Below are 21652 nucleotides of genomic sequence, written 5' to 3' on the forward strand. Positions count from 1 at the left end.
TCCTCATCCCGGGGCCGAGTGTGCTGTTCGTGATCGGCCGATCTATCGCGCTCGGCCGTCGTGCGGGAGTCTTGAGCGTCGTCGGGAACGCGATCGGGATGATCCCGGCGGTGCTCGCGGTGGCGCTCGGTGTCGGTGCGCTGGTTTCGTCGTCGATCGTCGCGTTCACGGTCATCAAGATCATCGGGGCCGCCTACCTCGTGTGGCTCGGCGTGCAGGCGATCCGCAACCGGAACGCGCACATTTCCGCGGAAGCCCCTCAGCCCGCGAGCGCTCTGAAGCTCCTCACACAAGGTTTCATCGTCGGTAGCACCAACCCCAAGACGATCGCGTTCTTCGTTGCGGTCCTGCCGCAGTTCGTGTCGCCGACCGCGGGGCCAGCCTGGTCGCAGCTGCTCGAACTCGGCGTCTGCTTTCTCTTGCTTGCGCTCATCTTCGATGCAACCTGGGCCCTGACGGCCGGCGCTGCCCGCGACTGGTTCGCCCGATCACCGAAGCGCATCTCCGGAATGTCCGCAACGGGCGGCGCCATGATGATCGGCCTCGGCGGCGTGCTCGCCCTCTCCGGGGCGAAGAGCTAGCCAGCGACGAAAGGTCGGTGTCGTCGCAAGCCGCACCGGCGCGCACGACCGCTCGGCGCATACCGAGCGATTACCCTCGTCAGGTGCGTCTTGTCATTGCGAACTGCAGCGTCGATTACATCGGCCGTCTCACCGCCCACCTGCCCATGGCCCCTCGGGTGCTCATGCGAAAGGCCGACGGCAGCCTACTCGTGCACTCAGACGGCGGCAGCTACAAGCCGCTCAACTGGATGAGTGCCCCATGCTCGATCGTCGAAGAGGCACCGGATGCGACGCAGGCAGAGGCGGGCATCACGGCGCTCTGGCGGGTCACGCAGACGAAGACCGGCGACCAGCTGCTCGTCACGATCGGCGAGGTCTTCAGCGACCACTCCCACGAGCTTGGCAAGGACCCGGGCCTTGAGAAGGACGGCGTCGAGGCGCACCTGCAGAAGCTCCTCGCCGACCAGATCGATCTCCTTGGCGACGGGCACGCGCTTGTGCGTCGCGAGTACATGACGGCCATCGGGCCCGTCGACATCCTCGCGCGCGACGAGAACGGAGCTTCCGTCGCCGTCGAGATCAAGCGTCGTGGTGGCATCGACGGCGTCGAGCAGCTCACGCGCTACCTCGAGCTCATGAACCGCGATCCCTTACTCGCCCCCGTCTCTGGCGTCTTCGCGGCGCAGGAGATCGCCCCACAGGCTCGTACGCTTGCGGAGGATCGCGGCATCCGCTGCGTCATCCTCGACTACGACGAGATGCGCGGCGTCGACCCGCGCCACATGCGCCTCTTCTAGCTCGCCACCCCAACCGTTCAGCTGGCTGTCGCCTTCCGCTCGGGCGCCGCTCACTACACTGGCTCGGACATGACGCACTCAAGATCCACTGAAATGGCCGGCCCGGTCCCCGTCGAGCCGCAGCCGTCCCCAGTCGTCCAGCCAGCGGCGACTCGCGATACGCGACGCGTTGGCCTCAAGCGTGGCACGGGCGTGGCCCCGTTCACGGCGATCCTCTGGGACCTCGACGGCACCATCAGCGACTCGGCGCCCGGCATCCTGAACAGCTTGCGCGCCACGCTCTCCAGCTATGGCCTGCCGATCCCGAGCGACGCCGAGCTGCTCAAGCACGTTGGCCCGCCCATCCACGAGACGTTCGCGGCCTACGGGCTCGACCCCGTAGAGGCGACTGAGCGTTACCGAACCATCTACCGCGAGTCCGACTCATTCATCGGTGACCCGTATCCCGGTGTCCTGCAGATCATCCGCGACGTGCACGCGGCCGGTATCCCTCAGTCGACGGCGACAAGCAAGCCGGAGAGCTCCGCTGCCGTCATCCTCGAGAGCTACGGCGTCGCCGACCAGTTCCTCACGATCACCGGCGCCTCCGACGACGAGGTGCGCTCGGCGAAGGCCGACGTCATCGAGGAGGCGCTCCGCCGACTGGATGTGGCAGGGGTCGACCTGAGCAACGTGCTCATGATCGGCGACCGCTTCTACGACGTGCAGGGTTCCGCCGCGCACGCGGTCCCCGCCGTCTACGTCTCGTGGGGCTACGGCCGCCTCGGCGAAGAAGAGGGCTCGGTGGGCGTCGCGGATTCGGCGGAGCGACTCCGTACCTTCCTGTCGCTGGACTGAAACAGTCTCAGGATGGGCTGACCGCCCTGTCTCCGGACCGACTCGGCCAGTCACCGACACCGAGTTGCCTGCTTCCAGTCGCTTTGTCGGTGCCCCGTCGTATCCTCAGGGCATGCGCGTAGAAAGCTCTTTCACCATCGAAGCCTGGGACTCAAACGGCCGTGCTGTCGGCATCGAGACTGCGGCCCCACTCGGCGGGGCGTTCATCGTCCGTGCCATCACGGGCGGTGACATCGAGGGGCGCAGCGAAGTGCTCTTCGCGGCTGCCTTCAACGAGAAGCATGGTTCAGGCACCTACGTCGCAATCGACGCCTTCGAGGGCACGATCGCGGGCAAGACCGGCACACTCGCTTTCTGGCACGCGAACACGGTCGCTCGCGGGCGCCCCGCTGCTGGTGGTGGCCTGCTGCACATCGTGCCCGACTCGGGCACGGCTGAGCTGACGGGTGCGCGCGGCACGGGGGAGATCATCGCCCGCGGCGACGACCACACCCTTGTGCTGGAGATTGAGTTCGACGATGCCGACGAGGTCGAGATCGACGGCGAGGTCTTCGCGGGCGAGGTCGAGGCCGGCACGCCGAAGACCGAGTCCTGAGCGGAAGTCGGCAGCCCGTGCCATCGAAGGCGGGAGCCGCATCCGCGCGCCTGAACCCGTTCACTCCGTCGTTCGGGGTCACGCCTCCGCTGCTCGTCGGGAGGTCGGTGATGCTGGCTTCATTCGAGGCGGCGATCGACGGTACGCCAGGCGAGGTGGGACGGGCGACGCTGGTCACCGGGCTGCGCGGCGTCGGCAAGACGGTCATGCTGAACGCGCTCGAAGACATCGCCGTCTCGCGCGGCTGGCTCGTCATCTCGGAGACGGCCACGAAGGGACTCGCTGAGCGCATCACGACAGAGGCGCTCCCGAAGCTGCTCGCCGAGCACGACCCGAGGGCCAGCAAGCGCCGCATCACGGGTGTCACCCTGCCGATGAGCAGTGGAGGCTTCGTCTCGACCGTGGAGGAGCGGCACAGGCCGGTCGCCAACATGCGGTCGCAGCTGACGGCGCTCACCGGTCTGCTCGCGCCGAACGGCACCGGGGTACTGATCACGGTCGACGAGATCCATCGGGGCGCGATCGACGACCTCCGCGAGATCACCACGGTCGTGCAGCACGCGTTCCGCGAGGGCCTCGACGTCGCATTCGTGGGCGCCGGTCTCAAGCCGAACATCAACGAACTGCGCAGCGACCGGATGCTCACGTTCCTCCGCCGCGCGCACGTGCAGGAGCTCGGCCGGCTGAGCTACGAGGCCTCAGCGAGGGCGCTCTCGGAACCCATCGTTGAGGGCGGGCGCACCATCGACGATGACGCCCTCGACTACGCGGTGCGTGGCACGCAGGGGTACCCGTTCCTCGTCCAGTTCATCGGCTCCAAGTCGTGGCAGGAGGCCGGCGACGCGGGGCGCATCCAGCTTGCGCACGCGCGCCGCGCGGTCCGACTCGCGAGGCAGGCGATGGGCCAGTACATCTACGAGCCGACGCTCGCGGCGCTTTCCGTCGGCGACCGCACCTACCTGGCCGCGATGGCGAGCGACGACGGCCCGTCACTGTCGAGCGAGATCCGCCTGCGGATGCGCGCCAAGGCGGGTTACGTGGGCGTGTACCGGCAGCGGCTGATCAATGCCGGCATCATCGAGCCAGCGGGCTACGGTCGCGTGCAGTTCACGACCCCGTACCTCCGCGAGTACTTGCGCGAGCATGTCGTGAGCGAGGCGATCGCGCTTCCGCAGGGGCGAGCGTTCCCGCCGCCCCCGGAGGACGACGAGTAACGTCGGCGGGCCAGTACCAGTACCGCTCAGGGAACGCGGACGCCCGTGAAGGGGGTCGCGCGGCGCAGTTCGAAGCCGAGCTTCTCGTAGGCGGAGATGGCGCCCGTGTTGATGGCGGCGGCGTGCATGAGGGCCTGGTCGCCCCGTTCCTGAATGTGGAAGGCGACGTCGAGCACGAGGCGGGAGGCGAGCCCCTGGCGACGGTGGTCGGCATCGACAGCGACGGCGCTGATCTCGGTCCATCCCTCGGGGTGGAGGCGTTCGCCCGCCATCGCGATGAGCTTGTCGTCGCGGCGGATACCGACGTAGCGGCCCAGCACGTAGGTGCGGGGCAGGAATGGGCCCGGCTGGTTCCGCTCGACGAGCGCAAGCATGTCGTCCGCGTCGTCGGCACCAAGCTCGACGACCTCGTCGTCCGGACGGGTCTGCAGGCGCGAGGTCTGGACGAGTTGCACGCCCTCACCCCGCCACGTCTGCTCCCAACCTTCGGGGACCTCGGGGTCGGCGTGCGAGATCGCGAGCTCGGCCCCGGAGCCCAGGAGTTCGGTTATCGCATCCCACACCCCTGGCTCATCCCAGGAGCGCACACCGAGGAAGGGCGACACGTCCGACGGGTACCGCTTCACGAGGTCCCCGCCGATCGCGAGGTGCGCGTGGGCGCCGGTCAGCGAGTGCCAGGCCGGGTTATCGAGCACGGAGGTGGAGGCGATAGTGGTGTCGGTCATGTGGTCCTCGAGACAGTGGATGTGTCTCCGATTCTCACGCACACCAGCGTCAGCCTTGCGTGTCGTGACCGAGCGTTACGGCTGGTTGCCCCGCTCTGGCTCCACTCGAGGCCTCAGACTCCGAGCTGTGCGCGAAGCTCCTGAACGTGGCCGTTGGGGTCGATGTCGTAGGCGACGTACGACAGAGAGCCGTTCGCATCCACGATGAAGCTCGAGCGGATCACGCCTGTGCCGGCGATGCCTGCGACGGGACGCTCGCCCCAGGCTCCCCACTCCATGGCGGTCGCCCCGGAGTCGCTGAGCAGCGAGTAGGGAACCTGCTGCTCCTCTCCGAAGATCGCGAGCTCCCTCGGCTGGTCGAGTGAGATGCCTAGCACTGTGACGCCGGCGCCGCTCAACGCACCGAAGTTGTCGCGGAAGTCGCAGGCCTGCTGCGTGCACTTCGGGGTGCCGGCTTTCGGGTAGAAGTAGACGACAACGGGCGAGCCGACGAGGTCGCTGAGCCGGACGATCTCGCCGTGCTGGTCGGTGAGCGCAAAGTCTGGGGCGCTGTCGCCGACGCTGAGAGTGGTGACCAAGATTACTCCTCGCTCGGGAATCTGACCTGCCCGACTCTAGCGAGCGCGCATCCACGCTCCCCTGGGAACGAAGCGCGGGCTCCCGTTCCGGCGAACCGGAGCGGGAGCCCGCGCTGTCCGTCGACGCGAACGTCGACGCGAGGTCAGACCTCGACGGTGATGCCGAAGGCTTCCGCGAGGCGCAGGATCTTGCGCGCTCGGCCGAGGCGGGGCAGGTCGCTGCCGTCGCGGACCACGCCGCCGGAAGCGTCGAAGTCGGCGAGGAACTCGCGGGCCCACAGAATGTCGCTCGTCTGCGGGCAGATGACCTCGTTGACAACCGCGGTCTGCTCAAGGCGGAGGCAGAGCTTGCCGGTCATGCCGTGCTCGAGCGTCCACTCGGACTCGTTGCGGAGCACGCGGAGGCTCTCGTCCGTGGTCGGGCCGTCGACGGGGCCGGGGAGGCCGGCCGCCTTCGAGGAGACGGTGAGGCGAGAACGCGCGTAGGCCATGGCCTCGCGGGTTGCCCACATGCCCGTGTCGCGACGGAAGTCGCCACTGCCGAAGGCGAGGCGGAAGGCTCCGTCGGCGCGGGCGATGTTCGTTGCCTCTTCGAGGCCGAGGGCAGACTCGATGAGGGGCACCACGGGGATGCGGGCACCGAGGCGCTGGTACGTGTTGACGACCTGCTCGGCCTGCTCGGTCTTGGCGAGCACAACGCCGAGGAGACCGGAGACGCCGGCGAGCTCGTCGACGTCGTCGGCCCAGAAGTCCGAAAGCGTGTCATTGATGCGCACCCAGGCGGAGTTGCCCGCTTTGAGCCAAGCGATGACGTCGGCGCGAGCTGCTGCCTTGTGCTTCGGGTCGACGGCGTCCTCGATGTCGAGGATGACGACGTCGGCGCGGGATTCCGCCGCGGCGTCGAACGCTTCCGGCCTCGAGGCAGGAACGAGCAGCCATGACCTGGCATCTGCCGCCGGTACGACGTGACCGGCTGTTGACGTGGGGTGGGGGCTCGCTGGAACGTTCAGAACTCTCGCCTCATTCATCGACTGGATGCACGGGCCGGCTCGACCACGCACGGCCACGTTTTCCGCAGCCAAGGTGTGAGCTTAGTACGACGAAACGCTGCGTACTTTTGCGGAGCCCTACAAGAATCGCGTGTCAGCTTCCTCGTCAGGGGAATGGAATCAGGTTGATGAAGAAGAAGAAGACGGCGGGAACGATGATGACAACTCCGACAACCGAGCCGACTGCAGCTGGCATGTTGCGCCAGCCACTCACGCGCAGCGCAAGGACTCCAAATACGATCGCCACCGCTGGGGCTAGGACATTGACGATCACCTGAATGGGGTACAGCACCTGTCCGAATTGGTAGTTGCCCGTCGTGTAGATGACGTTGGTCGCGACGCTCAGCAGGAGGCTGAGGACCCACCCGCCGAGCGCGCTCGCCAGGGAGATCATCCCGAAGCGGTTGGTCGTGAAGGAGAGCTCGTCGCGGAGCGTCGGGAAGGTGAGGAGCTGTCGCGGCGCTGAGGGCCCCGCCTGCGGGTAGGCGCCGGGCTGCCCGTAGGCGGTGCCGGTGGGAGCCTGGTGGCCACCCGACTGCTGTGGCGGTGGGAGCTGCTGGGGTGCCGAAGCGTTACCGTCGCTGGCCGCGTATCCCCCGGCGTACGGGTTCTGCGCGTATCCCTGTTCTTGACCTTGACCTTGACCCTGACCCTGTCCCTGTCCCTGCTCCTGCCCGTAGGCCGGCGAGGCCTGGTTGTACCCGTTGTACGCCGCGGGTTGACCGGTAGGTGGAGTGCCATAGCCCGACGCCCCCTGCTGTGGCGCGTTCGGCTGGGGCTCGTGGCTCTGCTGTCCGCTCCACTGGCTGGGTGTTGTCATGCGATCACCCTAGGACTGATGCCGTGTTCCAGGCACGGGTACCTCTCCCCGTTGCCTGACTGCAATACGATTCGATGTATGACGACGACGTTCCCCCCTGCGCCCGTTCTTGCCATCGATGCTGGTCAGAGCGGTATCCGCTCGCAGATCGATTCGGGCGAGGTGCGCTCTTTTGCTGCGATCCGCACCGATCTGCCGTTGGCCCCGCAGCTCGCGAGCGTCGTCGAGCAGTCGCTGCGTGGTTCCGGGCTGACGGGGGTCACGGTGTCCGGCGGCGTGTCCGGTGTGACGCACGCCCAGACGGTGGCGGATGAGCTCGCCCTGCTGGTCGAGCAGTTCGGCGTCTCGAAGGTGTTCATCGCGCACGACTCGATCTCGGCGTTCCTTGGGGCGCTCGGGTCGGAGCTCGGCGCGGTCGTAGCCGCTGGCACGGGCGTCGTGACGCTCGCGGTCGGTGAGGAGCGTCTCGCGCAGGTTGACGGCTGGGGCTACCTCGTCGGCGACGCCGGCTCCGGGTACTGGATCGGCCGCGCGGCCCTGGACGCGGTGATGCGCGCCTTCGATGGTCGTGGCCCCGAGACGGCCCTCACGGAGGTTGTGCTCGCACACCACCCGGATCTCCCGAGCATGTACGTGTCGTTGCAGACGAACGAGGGGAAGGTTCGGCACATCGCGTCGTTCGCGAGGTCGGTTGGCGACCTGGCGGAGACGGATGCGGTTGCTGCCGAGATCCTGGCGTCTGCAGGTTCCCAGCTGGCGGCCTCGGTCGCGGCCGGCCTCGCTCGCGTCGGGCTTCCCGGAGGGCGCGCCGAGGTGCAGGTGCGGGCGATCGGGAACGTGTTCTCGTCACCGCACGTCGCGGCGGCGTTCCGCAGTTCGCTGCTCGAGCGGATCCCGGAGGCTCGTGTTGCGGTCGGCGAGAGCCACCCCCTCGACGGGGCGGCCATGCTCCCCCACCTTGAGAAGGACCACGCGCTGATCGCCTCGATCGGGCTGGTAACGCTCTAGCCCCCGCTTGGTACATGCGGGCTCTCAGGCACGCGCGCGTGCGGTCATGCAGGCTCCCGGACATGCGGGCTCCTGGGGTTTGCGGGCTGCGGTCGCGCCAGAGGTGCAGCTCGGTAGCCCAGTAACTCAGTAACTCAGTAACTCAGTAACTCAGTAACTCAGTAACTCAACGAGTCCAGCCCAGCCCAGCCCAGCCTCATTCTCTGCGGTTGCGTTCTGGGCGTGGGGCGTCGGTGCTCTCGTAGGTGCGTCGTCGTGGGTTTCAGCGACGGACGTGGTGCCCGACGGTCGCGACGACTCTCCAGCGGCCGTCGAGGCCGAGGATGAGGGTGAGCCTGCTCCGGTGGACTTCGTGGTGGTGGAACGAGCACAGCAAGATGCTGTCCTTCACGTCGGTGGGTCCGCCTTCGCTCCAGGGCACAGCGTGGTGCGTTTCGCACCAGCGTGCTGGGGCTCCGCACCCGGGGGCTCGGCAGTTTCGGTCTCTGACGAAGATCGCTCGGCGTTGGGCTGTAGTGAAGAGGCGCTGCTTGCGGCCGAGCTCGAGGATCTCCCCGGTGGCGGTTCGCGTAGCGATTCGGATGAAGCCGTCGCACATGACCTTCGCCGCGAACGAAGGCGGGATGGGCTCTCCGGTGTGTTCGAGGTGCGGCACGTCCTCGGGCCGGGCTGAGAGTCCCGCGAGCCCGGTCTCGGTAATCACGATGACCAGCGTGGGTGCTTCCCCGCCGACGCGGGGCGCGTCTGGCGATTCGGCGTAGCACTTCAGGGCCGAGGCGAGCGCGTCGATGCACCGCGGCGACCGGTTCTCCGCACCCCGTCGCGGGCGGGAACTCGACGGTCCGGCGGGGCGCGAGGAGCGCGTCCAGCACCGAGATCAGTTGCTCGCCCTGCTCGGGCGTCGCGACGAACTTCCCCGCGATCGCACCATCAGCGCGCCGCACCCACCACAAGCCGCGCTCTTCCGCGACCTTCTCCGCCCGAGGCTCGTCACCGTCCGGATCCAGGTACGACACCCACGTCGCGGCCTGCACCTCCAGCACCTTCGGTACCGCCGGCTGCTCGTCCTCCGGGTTCAGCCCACACGCCGACGCCACCAGCTCGACCTCCGCCCGCGCGACGTCCTCGACGTCCACCCGGTTCCGGGTCTGCTCCAGGCCCTTCGTGATCGCCGCGGCCTGCGCCACCGACATCACACCCGACGCGACGGCACGCGACACCTCCGCATACGCGGCAGGGATCGGCTCGCCCGAGAAACTCATCCGCCCCCGCGTCGCCTCGGCCACCTTCACGAGCGTGTTCGCCTCAACCGGCATCACGCCAAGCACCTGCTCGAACATCGCAGGCAAGTTCCGGAACCCCGCCTTCCGCGCGACCGTCTCCGACCGCGGCGTCTCGCCCTCCCGACGCAGCAACTCGCCAGCCACTTCCACCAGCGCCGCGTCCAGCACCCGACGCCGAGCCACCAACTCGTGCACCATCACCACGATCTCAGCGTCAGGAACCCCCGAAAGCTGCGCCCGAGCCTCAAGAAGCGCATCCACAACAGCCGTCTCATGCGACGACTGACGATGCGTCTCCTGCACTGACTCCGATGCCACGATAACCTCCCCCAAGATTACCGCCAGCTTAGCTGGTGGTTACGCTGAGAAATGGTTGATTACCTGGTATTTGTCTGGTAAATCGAAGTTAGATCCTAAGCAGTGATCGCGAAGATGCGCTGCGTGGTCTCCAGCCGCTCGCCTGGCTCGAGCCACGCGAGGTCGAGTCCTGAGTTGAAGGCGTCGGGCGCGCAGGTCATGGGCTCGACGGCGACAGCTTGGCGGTCCCACTCGATGCCCGGCTGGTCGCTCGTGAAGATCTGCACCCATGGCGCATCCGCACCCCAGGTCATGCCAACTCCCGACCCGTCGGGCGTCGTGAGCGTCACCGTGGCGGCACCGCGATCGCCGAAGACGTCCGTGAACGCGTGGTCGATCTCCATCTCGCCGATACGCCGCGCCTCGCGGAAGTCGAAAGCCCCTGCGACTTCTTCAACCGAGACCACGGACCCCGGGAGCAGGCGCGCGCCGTGCGCGTGCATGAGCTTCTGTGCCGGGGACTCGAGGGTCCACTCGTCGATCTGTCCCCCGCCCGCGACAAGATAGGAATGCGTCGATGCACCCGCTGGCGCCGTACCGGCCCCCACGTTGTGCAGTTCGACGGTTGTCGTCAGACCGTCTTCGCCGAGCCGGTAGGTGGTGCGAACTTCGACGCGGAACGGGTATCCGGTCTGCGGCTCGATCGTGGCGAGAAGTACGGCGAAATCGGGGCCAACGTCTTCTGGAACGAAGTCGAGCCAGAGGGCAAGGCCGTGCAGGGCGTGCCCCCGCTTGGGCTCGGAGAGAGGAAGCTGCAGTTCCTGGCCGTCGATGCGGTAGCGGCCGTCGATGATGCGGTTCGGCCAGGGCGCAAGCGTCGCGCCCTTATAGGCGGGGCGCACCTCGTCCATGTCGAACGTGTGCACGAGGTGCCTTCCCTGGTGCGTGAGCTCGCGCAGAGACGCGCCGATGCTGGAGATCGACGCCTCGTAACCGCCGTGCGAGAGGAAGTAGGAGGAGCCTGAGCGCGGGGTGATCGACATCTGTGGGGACTCCTAGGTGCTGTCGGGGGAAGGGCCAAGGCAGTCTTTCACGCCCACGCGTGTGTCTCCGCCGCTGTCCACAGGCGAGGCGGTGCGCGCTGAGGCGCCGCGCTAGCACCCCCACCACGACGGGCCTCCCAGCCCGCGTCACTAGCCTGAGGCGATGACCTCAGTCCCGCAGCCCTGGCCGCAGACCGCTCTCTGGTGGCACGTCTATCCGCTCGGCTTCGTCGGCGCTGACACGACGGGCAACAACCTGGACGGCCCGGTCGAGCACCGCCTCGATCGCATCACGGCGTGGCTGGATGAGCTTGTTGCGCTCGGCCTCAACGGCCTCCTCCTCGGCCCCGTGTTCGCGTCGCAGACCCACGGCTACGACTCGGTCGACCACCTGCGCATCGACCCGCGCCTGGGCGACGACGCCGACTTCGACGCCCTCATCGCCGCGTGCCGCGAGCGCGGCATCCGTGTGCTCCTCGACGGTGTCTTCAATCATGTCGGCCGTGACCACCCCTGGTGGCGCGAAGCAGTCGAGGGCGGGCCGGATTCAGCCGCCGCGGCTCGGTTCGCGAGGGGGCAGGATGCGCGTGAGGTGGATGGCCTCCCCGTCGACGTGTTCGAGGGTCACGACGCGCTTGTGGTGCTGAACCACCAGCATCCCGAGGTCGTCGAGTACGTCTCTGGAGTTCTGGCGCACTGGCTGGAGCGGGGCATCGATGGGTGGCGCCTCGACGCCGCCTACGCGGTGCCGCCGCTCTTCTGGCGCGCCACGATCGACCCGCTCCGGGAGCAGTTCCCGCACGCGTGGTTCGTGGGAGAGGTCATCCACGGCGACTACAAGGAGTACGTCGAGAAGTCGGGCCTCGACTCCGTCACGCAGTACGAGCTGTGGAAGGCGCTGCGCTCATCCGTGCAGGAGCAGAACCTCTTCGAACTCGACTGGTCGCTGCAGCGGCACAACGACTTCGTGGCCCATTTCCTGCCGATGACGTTCCTCGGCAACCACGACGTGACCCGCATCGCGAGCGCCATCGACGACGAGCGCAACCACGCCTGCGCCATCGCCATGCTGTTCTTCTTCCCTGGCGCCCCAAGCGTGTACGCGGGCGACGAGCGTGGGCTCGGGGCCGTCAAGGAGGAGCGCGCCGGCGGAGACGACGCCATCCGCCCGGAGTTCCCGGCTGATCCCGCTGAGCTCCCTGAGAACGCGTACTCGCAGCAGCACCGTGACGCGATCGCCTTCCGACGGCAGCACGCGTGGCTGGCAACCGCCCGCATCCGCTCGGAAGGGCTCGAGAACACTGCGGCACTGTTCGTCGCGGAGGGCGGGAGCGGTGAGCGCGCCTACCTTGCGGTGAACCTCGGTGACGACCCGGTCGAGCTCGGCGGCCGCGAGGTCAGCGCACACAGCCTCGAGCGCTGGGCGGACGCCAACTAGCGACCAGCGATACTCGACGCCGAGCGCGCCGACGCGTGTCCAACTTCAGTGCTCAAACGACGCTCAAGAGCCCAGAATGCGCCGAATCAGGGTTTATTGCACTGAAGTTGGACAGCCGCAGACAGGCCAGCCGAGCCAGACGAGCCAGCCCGGCCAGTCCGGCCAGACCTACCTCACGGGCCTCAGTGCATCGAGACGACGGCGTCCTGCTCTGCGGACTCCTGCTGCACAAGCGGGCGGTCCTTGGTGCCCCTGATCATGAAGCCCGCGATGAGCGCTGCGATGAGCATGGCACCGGCAGCGGCCAGGAACACCGCCGAGTACCCGTTCGTGAACGCTTCGAGCTGCGGTTCCCCCGCCTCAAGACCGGAAGCGACCGCGTTGGTGTAGAACACGGTGAAGACGGACAGGCCGATCGATCCGCCGATCTGCATCGAGGAGTTGACGGTTGCCGCCGCGGCTCCCGCATCGTGAGGCTCGACACCCGTGAGCGCGAGGTTCTGCAGCGGCACGAAGATCATCGCGAGACCGATGCCGAGCAGCACGAGCCCGGGCAGGATGTGCGTCAGGTAGCTGCCATCCAAGGTCACGCCCGAGAGCAGGAGCAGTCCGCCGGCGACGATGATCGGGCCGACGATCATGAAGGGGCGCGGCCCGAACTTCGGCAGCAGGCGTGCACACACGGGGACGACCGCGAGGATGACGACGGTCATGGCGACGTTCGCGAGGCCTGCGACGAGCGGCTCCATGCCCATGACGATCTGCAGGTGCAACGCGAGGTACATGGTCGCGCCGATGAGGACGCTGCCGATGACGGCCTGGATGAGGAAGGCGCCGCCGCGGACCCGGTCGAGCACAACACGGAGCGGGAGCAGCGGCTGGGCTACGCGCGTCTCGATCCACACGAACGCGGCGAGCAGCACGACGCCGAGGCCAAGGAAGCCGATGGTGCCGAGCGAGCCCCAGCCCTCTTCCGCCAGGCTGAACCCGTAGACGAGCGAGCCGAGGCCGAGCGAAACCGTCAGGGTGCCCCAGAGGTCGTACTTGTTGTCGCCCTCTGCCTTGCTCTCCTTGAGCACGATGAGCGCGCCGATGACGCCGGCGATGACAAAGAAGACGTTCACGAGCAGGCACCAACGCCAGCTGGCGAACTCGGTGAGCGCTCCGCCGAGCACGAGTCCGACAGCGGCCCCACTTCCGCCGATGGCCCCGAACACGGCGAACGCGGTTGTGCGGTCCTTACCCGACGGGAAGCTCACGGTGAGCAGGGCAAGCGCGGCGGGAGCGAGGAGCGCCGCGAAGAGCCCCTGGAGGCCTCGAGCGAGGATCAGGTCGAAGGCGCTCTGGGCGAAGCCGCCGTAGACGGAGGCAGCCCCGAAACCGATCATGCCGACGAGGAACGCGCGCTTGCGGCCCCAGTAGTCGGCGATGCGACCGCCGAGGAGGAGGAGCGCTCCGAAGACCAGCGCGTAGGCCGTGACGACCCACTGGCGCTGCACATCGGTGAGCCCTAGGTCGATCTGAGCCTGCGGCAGGGCGATCGTCACGATGGTGCCGTCGAGCACAACAACAAGCTGAGTGAGGGCGAGCACGGCGAGTGCCCACCACTTCGAGATGGTGCGCGGCGCGGATGCACGCTTGACGGAAGACACGTCAGTAGACAAGAAAACCCTCCAGGTTCTCAGATATCGAGTGCTGGAGGTTTCAAGCCTCGGACCGAGGACGTCGCCGCCTCGACCTACCCGAGCGGCGACGCTCGACAGATCGGCAACCTTAGCAACACATCGGGGGGTCGACATAAGTCCGAGCGCGTCAAATCGGCGAGAAACGACAGAACCCCCGGAACCGAAGTTCCGGGGGTTCTGTGTTCCCAGTGCAGTTGATCTGCTCTGGACCCTGGTGCGCGAGGGGGGACTTGAACCCCCACACCCGAAGGCACACGGACCTGAACCGTGCGCGTCTGCCAATTCCGCCACTCGCGCCAACCTCCGAGAGATTACCAGACACTGTCCCCGAGTGCGAAACCGGCGAGCGGATGCGCCACTCAGGATCCCCCGGAACCACCACCTGCACCCACCGAGAACCACCCCGGGACCGGCACCTGGACCCCAGAGGAAGGCCATAGGAAAGGCACAGAAGTCGGACATCCAGCCCAGTGCCGTTAGCATGAAACAAATTCGCGCCACCCGGTGCGGGCTGCGGCGTGCCCTCTAGAACCAGGAGTCATGTGGGAATCCTCGACAGATTTGAGCGTGGGCTCGAGCGTGTCTTCAACGGCGCGTTCGCGAAGACCTTCCGCTCTGGGCTCCAGCCCGTCGAGATCAGCGCTGCGCTGAAACGCGAGATGGACACCAGGGCGTCGGTCGTCACCCGCGACCGCGTACTCGTCCCGAACCGCTTCAACGTTCAGATGTCGCAGGTCGACTACACGCGCATCTCGCAGATCGCCGGCATCCAGGACGAGCTCATGCAGGTCGTCGAGCAGCACGCGGCCAAGCAGGGCTATCAGTTCTCCGGCGGCCTCAGCATCAAGTTCCTCGAAAACGACTCGCTCTCCGAGGGGCGCATCGAGGTCGACTCGCGCAGCGTGCAGGGCCAGGTCGCCTGGGCGCCCATCCTCGACGTCGACGGGGAGCGAATCCACGTCGGCATCGGCTCGACCGTCATCGGCCGAGGCTCTGAAGCCGACATCACGATCGCCGACACCGGCGCCTCGCGGAAGCACGCAGAGGTCGTCTGGGACGGAAAGCGTGCTGGCATCCGCGACCTCGGCTCCACGAACGGCACGAAGGTCAATGGCCGGTCGATCTCTCAGGCGGGTCTCGAACCCGATTCGACGATTCAGATCGGTCGTCACCGTATTGTGTTCCGGGTGATCCCCCAGGCCGACCCGAGCGACGACACCGGCTACCTGCCTCGACAGGGAGGCCGAACATGACCAGTGAGCTCACGCTCCTCGTCCTCCGCCTCGCGTTCCTCGCGGCGCTGTGGATCTTCGTCTTCTCCGTCATCTACTCGCTCCGCAGCGACCTCTTCGGAACCCGTTCCTCCGCCTACAAGCAGGCCATGGAGAAATCGCGTCAGCGGGTCTTCGCCTCGGCAGACAACGACAGCGCGCCAGCACCGGCGGCTCCGGCTCCCGTCCGCGCCCCGGCATCGAGTGACGCAAGCGAGGGCACCCAGCGCCCAGCGACCCCCGTACCAAGCCCGTCGGCACGCTCCGAGCGGCCGAGCAAGCTCGTCATCACCTCAGGGCCCAAGCGTGGCACGGAACTCACGCTCCGCAGCGAGCCACTCTCGATAGGCCGCTCCGGCGACTCCGACCTGGTTATCCAGGACGACTACAGCTCGACCCACCACGCTCGCCTCCTCCTCTGGAACGACGCCTGGATGGTGCAGGACCTCGATTCCACGAACGGCACGTACGTCAACGGCAAGCGCGTCTCCCAGCCGACCCACGTTCCCGTCGGCACCCCTGTCCGCATCGGGACGACGACGTTCGAGCTGCGATAGGCATGCTGGTCATCGCGCGCGCCGGCGCCGTGTCCCACGTCGGCAAGGTCAGAAGCAACAACCAGGACTCCGGGTTCGTCGGAACCCACCTGTTCGTCGTGGCCGACGGCATGGGTGGTCACGCGGGCGGTGATGTCGCGAGCGCGATCGCCGTCAAGCACTTCGCCGAGAACGACGAGCAGTACTCGAGCACCGACGACGCCGAGCACGCCATGACGGAGATGCTGCTCGACGCGAACTCGCTCATCACGGGCGCCGTCGAGGAGCACAGCGAGCTCCGCGGCATGGGCACCACGGTGAGTGCCCTCAGCCTCGTCGGCCAGTCTCTTGTGCTCGCCCACATCGGCGACTCGCGTGTGTACCGCTTCCGCGAGGGCTCCCTCGTGCAGATGACCGTTGACCACACCTTCGTGCAGCGGCTCGTGGATGCTGGCCGAATCACGCCGGAGGAAGCGCTCACGCACCCGAGGCGCTCGGTACTCATGCGCGTGCTCGGCGACGTCGAGACGCGCCCAGACGTCGACACCGAGGTCTTCGACATCCAGGACGGCGACCGCTGGTTGCTCTGCTCGGATGGCCTCTCCAGCTACGTCGATGAGGCGCAGATCGAGCGCACCCTCGCCCGCATGGACGAGTCGAGCCGCGAGATCAGCGACGACCTCGTCCAGCTTGCGCTCGACAATGGCGCGCCGGACAACGTGACGGTGGTTCTGCTCGAGATCGGCACGTCCGCGCTCGAGCCCATGAAGACACGCATCGTCGGCTCGGCTGCGAACCCGCTCCGCTACTCCGCGAACCTGCAAAAGCGCAGCAACCAGATCATCCCCTCTATCCTGCACCCGCTGCGGCGGCCGGCCCCTCGCCCGCAGGATGAGGAGTTCGTGCCGTTCAGCGACGAGGCCCTGCAGGAGCTCGTCGCCGAGGACAAGCGTCGCAAGCGCGTTCGGCAGTTCTCGTGGCTCGCCGCATCCATCGTCTTCCTCGCTGCAGTGGCCGGCGCCGGCCTCTTCGCCTACAACTGGACGCAGCAGCAGTACTACGTGGGCGAGAACGTCGGCTACGTCGCCATCTACCAGGGCGTGCAGCAGGGCATCGGCCCCATCACGCTGCACGAGCTCACCGAGACGACCGACATCAAGATCACGTCTCTGCCCGAGTACCAGCAGTCGCAGGTCGACAAGACGATCAGCGCTGGCGACCGCGAGGCCGCCAACGAGATCGTGGAACGGCTCCGAGATGCCATTCCTGACTAGTCCTTTCCGGAGCGGGGCACGCGAGCAGGCGCCGGTTGTGCCGGGCGCTCCCCGCAAGACAGGTCAGGGACTCCGCAACATGGAGCTCGGCCTGCTGGTCTTCGCGTTCATCATCAACTTCTCCGCGCTGCTGCTGGTGCAGCTCGGCGTGCGCGGCACCTTCGACTTCAACGTCGTCACGCTCTCGGCCATCATCGGTGCCCTCACGCTCGGCGTGAACATCGTGCTGCGCTTCCGGGCACCAGGCGCCGACCCGTTCATCCTGCCCATCGCGGCGGTGCTCAACGGGCTCGGCATCGCGATGATCTACCGCATCGACCTGAGCAATCCAGACCTCGAGGGCGTCTTCTGGACGCCGTCGACGCAGCAGATCGTACTGACGATGCTCGCCGTCGGCGTCGCCATGGTCGTGCTCATCCTTCTCAAGAACCACCGCGTGCTGCAGCGCTACACATACGTGTTCATGGCGCTCGCCATCGTGCTCCTGCTCCTGCCGCTGATCCCCGGCCTCGGACGCACCGACGTCGCCGCGCGCGTGTGGATCAGCATCGCGGGCTTCTCCTTCCAGCCAGGCGAGATCGCGAAGATCGCGCTGGCGATCTTCTTCGCCGGTTACCTTGTGACGGCTCGCGATTCGCTCTCCGTCGTCGGCAAGAAGTTCCTGTGGATGCGCTTCCCGCGCATCAGGGACCTGGGCCCGATCCTCGTCGTCTGGGCCGTCTGCATGGGCGTGCTCGTCTTCCAACGCGACCTCGGCACGTCCCTGCTCTACTTCGGCCTGTTCCTCGTCATGGTCTTCGTCTCGACCGGCCGACTCTCGTGGGTGCTCATCGGACTCGGCCTGTTCATCGGTGGCGCGCTCATCGCGGCGAACACGCTCGGCTACGTCGAGTTCCGCGTCCATGCCTGGCTCGACCCGTTCGACCAGGAGATGTACGAGGCCGACGGCGGCAGCTTCCAGCTTGTGACGGGCCTCTTCGGCCTCGGCGCCGGTGGCCTCATCGGCAAGGGACTCGGCTCGGGTAGCCCCGGCACCACCCCGCTCGCGTCGAGCGACTTCATCATCGCCGCGATCGGCGAAGAGCTCGGCATGGCCGGCATCTTCGTGGTGCTGCTCCTGTTCGTCATCTTCGTGGCCCGCGGTTTCCGGATCGGCCAGCAGGGCGTTGACGACTTCGGCCGCCTGCTCGCGACGGGGCTTGCGTTCACGATCGCCCTGCAGGTGTTTGTGGTGGCAGGCGGCGTCATGCGCGTCATCCCGCTGACGGGCCTCACGATGCCGTTCATGGCGGCGGGCGGCTCGAGCCTGCTCGCCAACTGGATCATCGTCGCGATCCTGCTGAGGCTCAGCGACACCGTGCGTAACGTTCCGACGGAGGCGATCGACGAATGAGCAAGAACATCCGCCTCGTTGGCGTCCTCGTGATCATCATGTTCATGTCGCTCTTCGTGGCTTCGACAAGCATCCAGGTCTTCCAGGCCGAGACGCTGCGCGACGACCCGCGCAACAACCGCACCCGCGAGGAGAGCTTCGAGATCCAGCGTGGTCCGATCCTCGTCAACGGCACCCCGATCGCGAGCTCGACTCCGATCGACACGGCATACAAGTACCAGCGTATCTACGAGAATGGGCCGCTCTACGCGGCGGTGACCGGCTACTACTCGATCGACGGCGCGTCGACGGGACTCGAGGGCGCCCTCAACCCCGAACTCTCCGGCAACAGCGACACGCAGTTCTTCCAAGGGCTCGAGCGGCTCTTCACCGGCCAGGACCCGGCGGGTGCAGCAGTCGAGACCACGATCGACCCGCTCGCCCAGCAGACCGCGGCGGATGCGCTCGGCGAGTTCAAGGGCGCGGCCATCGCGCTCAACCCGGCAACTGGCGCGATCCTGGCCATGTACTCGACGCCGACCTACGACCCGGCCGCACTCGCCGGGCACGACACGGAGACCGTCGAGGAGGCCTACAGGAACCTGCTGGCTGACCCGAACGACCCTCTGCAGAACCGCGCCATCGGCGGCAACATGAACCCACCAGGCTCGGTGTTCAAGCTCGTCGTCGCGGCCGCTGCGCTCGAGGATGGCCTCGCCACCGCGGAGTCGCCGCTCCCGAACCCCGCGACGCTCACCCTCCCCGGCACCAATGTCTCGGTGAACAACCCTTCAGCTGGCGCTAAGTGCGGCAACGGCGACACGACCAACCTGCGCATCGCGCTCGAGCAGTCGTGCAACGTTCCGTTCGCCCAGCTGGCAATGGACCTGGGAGCCGAGCGCGTGCGCGAGATGGCCGAGGCTTTCGGCTTCAACCACGAGTTCGAGATCCCGATGACGGCAAGCGCCAGCACCTATCCGACGGCGCTCGAGGACGACGCGCAGCTTGCGCTCACCGGTTTCGGCCAGTTCGACGTGCGCGCCACGCCCCTCCAGTTTGCGATGATCTCTGCGGCAATCGCCAACGGCGGCGAGGTCATGAACCCCTCGCTTGTCGAGAGCATCCAGACTCCGACGTTCCAGGAGATCCAGGGGCCGGAGATCTCTAGCTTTGGGAGAGCCATCAGCGAAGAGACTGCGGCGTCACTCCAGTCGATGATGGAGGGCAGCGTGAACTCTGGCGTTGCCAGTAATGCAAGAATTGACGGGATCAACGTGGCTGGGAAGACAGGGACCGCGGAGAACGGCGAGGGCGAGCCGTATTCGCTGTGGTTCACAGGATTCGCCGAATCAGGCGATACGCAGATCGCGGTCGCGGTAGTGCTCGAAGACGGTGGCGGAATGGGACAGTCTGGGACGGGCAACGGCCTGGCGGCGACGATTGGGCAGCAAGTGATGAAGGCGGTGCTGAGCAGATGAGACCAGCTGCAGGTGTTTCGTTCGGAGACCGATACAAGCTGAGCTCGCGCATTGCCATCGGCGGCATGGGCGAGGTCTGGGAGGCGACCGATCAGGTGATCGGCCGCACCGTGGCGATCAAGATCCTCAAAGACGAGTACATGGGCGACCCCGGCTTCCTCGAGCGCTTCCGCGCCGAGGCGAGGCACGCAGCTCTCGTCAACCACGAGGGCATCGCCAACGTCTACGACTACGGCGAGGAGAACGGCTCCGCCTACCTCGTCATGGAGCTCGTGCCAGGTGAGGCGCTCTCGACCGTGCTCGAGCGCGAGCGCGTTCTGCCGCCAGACCAGGTCATGGACATCGTGTCGCAGACAGCGCTGGCCCTGCACGCCGCTCACAAGGCCGGCCTCGTGCACCGTGACATCAAGCCGGGCAACCTGCTCATCACGCCAGACCGCCGAGTCAAGATCACCGACTTCGGCATCGCGCGCATCGCCGACCAGGTTCCCCTGACGGCAACTGGCCAGGTCATGGGTACCGTCCAGTACCTCTCGCCGGAGCAGGCCTCGGGTCACGCCGCGAACCCGGCCACAGACATCTACTCGCTCGGCATCGTCGCCTACGAGGCGCTCGCAGGCCGGCGCCCCTTCACGGGCGAATCGCAGGTCGCGATCGCGATGGCGCACATCAACGACGAGCCGCCGGCTCTGCCCGTCACGGTGCCAGAGCCCGTGCGCAACCTCGTGCTCGCGGCCATCGCCAAGAAGCCGGAAGACCGCCCGGTCTCGGCGGAGGTCTTCGCCCGCGCCGCCCGCGCGCTGCGCGACGGCAACGTCACCCGCGCCGCCCAGGCTGTTCCCGCTGTCCTCGGACTCACCGCAGCAGACGAGGTCGGCGACGCCACGGCGCCGCTCGACCGCACGGCGATCATGGACGACGGCGCCCGCACGACGGTGCTCGGCACGGCAGCTGGCACGACCGAGGTCATGAAGGACGACTTCGACACGCTCATCGGCGGCACGCCCGTCGAAGGCGAGGAGGAGTCCACCGCTCTCGCGACGCCCGCCGAAGACGAGCGCAAGAAGCCTGCCGCCTGGGTCTGGGTGCTCATCGGAGCGATCGTGCTCTTCGCGGCCGCCCTCGCCTGGTTCGCTTTGGCACTCGTCAACAGCAATGCGCCAGCAGAAACGACCCCGCCGGCCACGACCTCCGCTGAGACGACAGCAGCTGAGACGCCGTCGCAGAATCCGACGCCGACAGCGAGCACGCCGACGACGGTCTCGATCGCGCAGGCCGACTACATCGGCCTCGACTACGACACGGCGGCCAATCGCATCTCCGAGCTCGGACTCACGCCGAACCGTGTCGAGGGGCCAGTCGCGACCAACCAGGACGACGTCAACACGGTTACGGCAGTCAGCCCGACCGGCACGGTCGACCTCGGCTCCACGGTAACGCTCACGGTCTACGCCAACATGGAGACGCCGAACACCCCGACGACGGCTCCCACCGTCACGGTCAACGCGGCGGGTACGCAGGCCAGCATCAGCTGGCCCTCGTTCCAGTGCCCACCAGGGCAGAGCCTCTCCAGCTACAACGTCAACGTGTCCGGTGCCGAGTCGCCAGGCAGCGTGACGGGAACCTCAGTGAACGTCACCGTCAACGAGGGATCGACCATCGTCGAGGCCTCGTACAGCGCGACGTGTGGCTCTGGAAACACGAGCGCGGATTCCCCGACTGGGTCCGCGACCGTGCCGCAGCCCTCAACTCCGCCCACGACCGACCCCACCTCAACTCCTTAGGGCGA

The 21652-nt window shown here is 67.2% G+C and carries 19 protein-coding genes, 1 tRNA gene and 2 pseudogenes; 13 read left to right on the plus strand and 9 right to left on the minus strand.

All coding sequences use genetic code 11. The features are described from left to right. The 5 genes from FHX72_RS17310 to FHX72_RS17330 all read left to right on the plus strand — a co-directional run. Positions 1-581: LysE family translocator (locus tag FHX72_RS17310; RefSeq protein WP_183626731.1), on the plus strand; the 581-nt coding region annotated here is incomplete at its 5' end. An 83-nt stretch (positions 582-664) separates the two neighbouring features. Continuing rightward, entirely contained in the window at positions 665-1360 is a 696-nt protein-coding gene (gene nucS, locus FHX72_RS17315) for an endonuclease NucS (RefSeq protein ID WP_068478581.1), read from the plus strand. A gap of 69 nt (positions 1361-1429) precedes the next feature. Continuing rightward, on the plus strand, positions 1430-2197 hold the full coding sequence (locus FHX72_RS17320; RefSeq protein ID WP_244157497.1) for an HAD hydrolase-like protein: 768 nt from the start codon (positions 1430-1432) through the stop codon (positions 2195-2197). A 112-nt stretch (positions 2198-2309) separates the two neighbouring features. Further along, on the plus strand, positions 2310-2792 hold the full coding sequence (locus FHX72_RS17325; protein WP_183626734.1) for a DUF3224 domain-containing protein: 483 nt from the start codon (positions 2310-2312) through the stop codon (positions 2790-2792). Positions 2793-2809: 17 nt separating this feature from the next. Continuing rightward, complete coding sequence (locus FHX72_RS17330) at positions 2810-4006, plus strand: ATP-binding protein (RefSeq protein ID WP_221187044.1); 1197 nt, start codon at positions 2810-2812, stop codon at positions 4004-4006. A gap of 26 nt (positions 4007-4032) precedes the next feature. Here the strand turns inward: FHX72_RS17330 and FHX72_RS17335 are convergent, their stop codons facing one another. The 4 genes from FHX72_RS17335 to FHX72_RS17350 form a co-directional block, all read right to left on the minus strand. After that, complete coding sequence (locus FHX72_RS17335; protein ID WP_068478513.1) at positions 4033-4731, minus strand: GNAT family N-acetyltransferase; 699 nt, start codon at positions 4729-4731, stop codon at positions 4033-4035. A 113-nt stretch (positions 4732-4844) separates the two neighbouring features. After that, a complete protein-coding gene (locus FHX72_RS17340) occupies positions 4845-5309 on the minus strand; it encodes a peroxiredoxin (protein WP_208596809.1) in 465 nt (154 codons plus the stop codon). Between the two features lie 143 nt (positions 5310-5452). Next, complete coding sequence (locus tag FHX72_RS17345) at positions 5453-6391, minus strand: HpcH/HpaI aldolase/citrate lyase family protein (protein ID WP_235812658.1); 939 nt, start codon at positions 6389-6391, stop codon at positions 5453-5455. Between the two features lie 73 nt (positions 6392-6464). Continuing rightward, on the minus strand, positions 6465-7178 hold the full coding sequence (locus tag FHX72_RS17350; RefSeq protein WP_183626736.1) for a hypothetical protein: 714 nt from the start codon (positions 7176-7178) through the stop codon (positions 6465-6467). A 78-nt stretch (positions 7179-7256) separates the two neighbouring features. On the opposite strand from FHX72_RS17350, the gene FHX72_RS17355 reads away from it, so the two are divergent. After that, entirely contained in the window at positions 7257-8186 is a 930-nt protein-coding gene (locus FHX72_RS17355) for an N-acetylglucosamine kinase (protein ID WP_068478519.1), read from the plus strand. Positions 8187-8448: 262 nt separating this feature from the next. On the opposite strand, the pseudogene FHX72_RS19515 reads toward FHX72_RS17355, so the two are convergent. The 3 genes and pseudogenes from FHX72_RS19515 to FHX72_RS17370 form a co-directional block, all read right to left on the minus strand. Then, positions 8449-8979: pseudogene (locus tag FHX72_RS19515) on the minus strand (HNH endonuclease signature motif containing protein); the annotation flags it as partial. Between the two features lie 112 nt (positions 8980-9091). Beyond that, a pseudogene (locus FHX72_RS19995) lies at positions 9092-9667 on the minus strand (DUF222 domain-containing protein); the annotation flags it as partial. A 215-nt stretch (positions 9668-9882) separates the two neighbouring features. After that, on the minus strand, positions 9883-10809 hold the full coding sequence (locus FHX72_RS17370; protein ID WP_068493763.1) for an aldose 1-epimerase family protein: 927 nt from the start codon (positions 10807-10809) through the stop codon (positions 9883-9885). 163 nt (positions 10810-10972) lie between these two features. Here FHX72_RS17370 and FHX72_RS17375 point away from each other — a divergent pair, with 163 nt between their 5' ends. Beyond that, positions 10973-12247, plus strand: coding sequence for an alpha-amylase family glycosyl hydrolase (locus tag FHX72_RS17375; RefSeq protein WP_183626738.1), 1275 nt, complete (start codon positions 10973-10975; stop codon positions 12245-12247). Positions 12248-12429: 182 nt separating this feature from the next. Here the strand turns inward: FHX72_RS17375 and FHX72_RS17380 are convergent, their stop codons facing one another. Together FHX72_RS17380 and FHX72_RS17385 are read right to left on the minus strand one after the other, a co-directional pair. Next, positions 12430-13899, minus strand: a complete 1470-nt coding sequence (locus tag FHX72_RS17380) for an MFS transporter (protein ID WP_338110167.1) — start codon at positions 13897-13899, stop codon at positions 12430-12432. 245 nt (positions 13900-14144) lie between these two features. Beyond that, a tRNA-Leu gene (locus tag FHX72_RS17385) sits at positions 14145-14229 on the minus strand. A 245-nt stretch (positions 14230-14474) separates the two neighbouring features. Between FHX72_RS17385 and FHX72_RS17390 the strand changes: the two genes are divergently transcribed. Genes FHX72_RS17390 through FHX72_RS17415 form a run of 6 tightly spaced genes read left to right on the plus strand, consistent with a single transcriptional unit; the run spans position 14475 to position 21647 of the window. Beyond that, the gene (locus FHX72_RS17390; protein ID WP_068484186.1) at positions 14475-15185 is read left to right on the plus strand and encodes an FhaA domain-containing protein; all 711 of its coding nucleotides are present in this window, start codon (positions 14475-14477) and stop codon (positions 15183-15185) included. After that, positions 15182-15760, plus strand: coding sequence for an FHA domain-containing protein FhaB/FipA (locus FHX72_RS17395; protein ID WP_068493759.1), 579 nt, complete (start codon positions 15182-15184; stop codon positions 15758-15760). The genes FHX72_RS17390 and FHX72_RS17395 overlap by 4 nt, the downstream gene beginning before the upstream one ends. A 2-nt stretch (positions 15761-15762) precedes the next feature. Further along, complete coding sequence (locus FHX72_RS17400; RefSeq protein WP_068484182.1) at positions 15763-17013, plus strand: Stp1/IreP family PP2C-type Ser/Thr phosphatase; 1251 nt, start codon at positions 15763-15765, stop codon at positions 17011-17013. After that, on the plus strand, positions 16997-18406 hold the full coding sequence (locus FHX72_RS17405; RefSeq protein WP_068484181.1) for an FtsW/RodA/SpoVE family cell cycle protein: 1410 nt from the start codon (positions 16997-16999) through the stop codon (positions 18404-18406). Before FHX72_RS17400 ends, FHX72_RS17405 begins: the two co-directional genes overlap by 17 nt. Then, on the plus strand, positions 18403-19863 hold the full coding sequence (locus FHX72_RS17410; protein ID WP_183626740.1) for a peptidoglycan D,D-transpeptidase FtsI family protein: 1461 nt from the start codon (positions 18403-18405) through the stop codon (positions 19861-19863). The genes FHX72_RS17405 and FHX72_RS17410 overlap by 4 nt, the downstream gene beginning before the upstream one ends. Beyond that, a complete protein-coding gene (locus FHX72_RS17415; RefSeq protein ID WP_183626742.1) occupies positions 19860-21647 on the plus strand; it encodes a protein kinase domain-containing protein in 1788 nt (595 codons plus the stop codon). Before FHX72_RS17410 ends, FHX72_RS17415 begins: the two co-directional genes overlap by 4 nt. Positions 21648-21652: the final 5 nt, after the last annotated feature.

Source organism: Pseudoclavibacter helvolus, from assembly GCF_014191305.1.
Lineage (GTDB): Bacteria > Actinomycetota > Actinomycetes > Actinomycetales > Microbacteriaceae > Pseudoclavibacter > Pseudoclavibacter helvolus.

What these genes read in the sequence shown, in the direction of transcription:
- FHX72_RS17375 (WP_183626738.1), top strand. Translation starts at nt 10,973, where the DNA reads ATGACCTCAGTCCCGCAGCCCTGGCCGCAGACCGCTCTCTGGTGGCAC.
- FHX72_RS17335 (WP_068478513.1), bottom strand. Translation starts at nt 4,731, where the DNA reads ATGACCGACACCACTATCGCCTCCACCTCCGTGCTCGATAACCCGGCC.
- FHX72_RS17410 (WP_183626740.1), top strand. Translation starts at nt 18,403, where the DNA reads ATGAGCAAGAACATCCGCCTCGTTGGCGTCCTCGTGATCATCATGTTC.
- FHX72_RS17400 (WP_068484182.1), top strand. Translation starts at nt 15,763, where the DNA reads ATGCTGGTCATCGCGCGCGCCGGCGCCGTGTCCCACGTCGGCAAGGTC.
- FHX72_RS17320 (WP_244157497.1), top strand. Translation starts at nt 1,430, where the DNA reads ATGACGCACTCAAGATCCACTGAAATGGCCGGCCCGGTCCCCGTCGAG.
- FHX72_RS17370 (WP_068493763.1), bottom strand. Translation starts at nt 10,809, where the DNA reads ATGTCGATCACCCCGCGCTCAGGCTCCTCCTACTTCCTCTCGCACGGC.
- FHX72_RS17325 (WP_183626734.1), top strand. Translation starts at nt 2,310, where the DNA reads ATGCGCGTAGAAAGCTCTTTCACCATCGAAGCCTGGGACTCAAACGGC.
- FHX72_RS17395 (WP_068493759.1), top strand. Translation starts at nt 15,182, where the DNA reads ATGACCAGTGAGCTCACGCTCCTCGTCCTCCGCCTCGCGTTCCTCGCG.
- FHX72_RS17415 (WP_183626742.1), top strand. Translation starts at nt 19,860, where the DNA reads ATGAGACCAGCTGCAGGTGTTTCGTTCGGAGACCGATACAAGCTGAGC.
- FHX72_RS17350 (WP_183626736.1), bottom strand. Translation starts at nt 7,178, where the DNA reads ATGACAACACCCAGCCAGTGGAGCGGACAGCAGAGCCACGAGCCCCAG.
- FHX72_RS17405 (WP_068484181.1), top strand. Translation starts at nt 16,997, where the DNA reads ATGCCATTCCTGACTAGTCCTTTCCGGAGCGGGGCACGCGAGCAGGCG.
- FHX72_RS17355 (WP_068478519.1), top strand. Translation starts at nt 7,257, where the DNA reads ATGACGACGACGTTCCCCCCTGCGCCCGTTCTTGCCATCGATGCTGGT.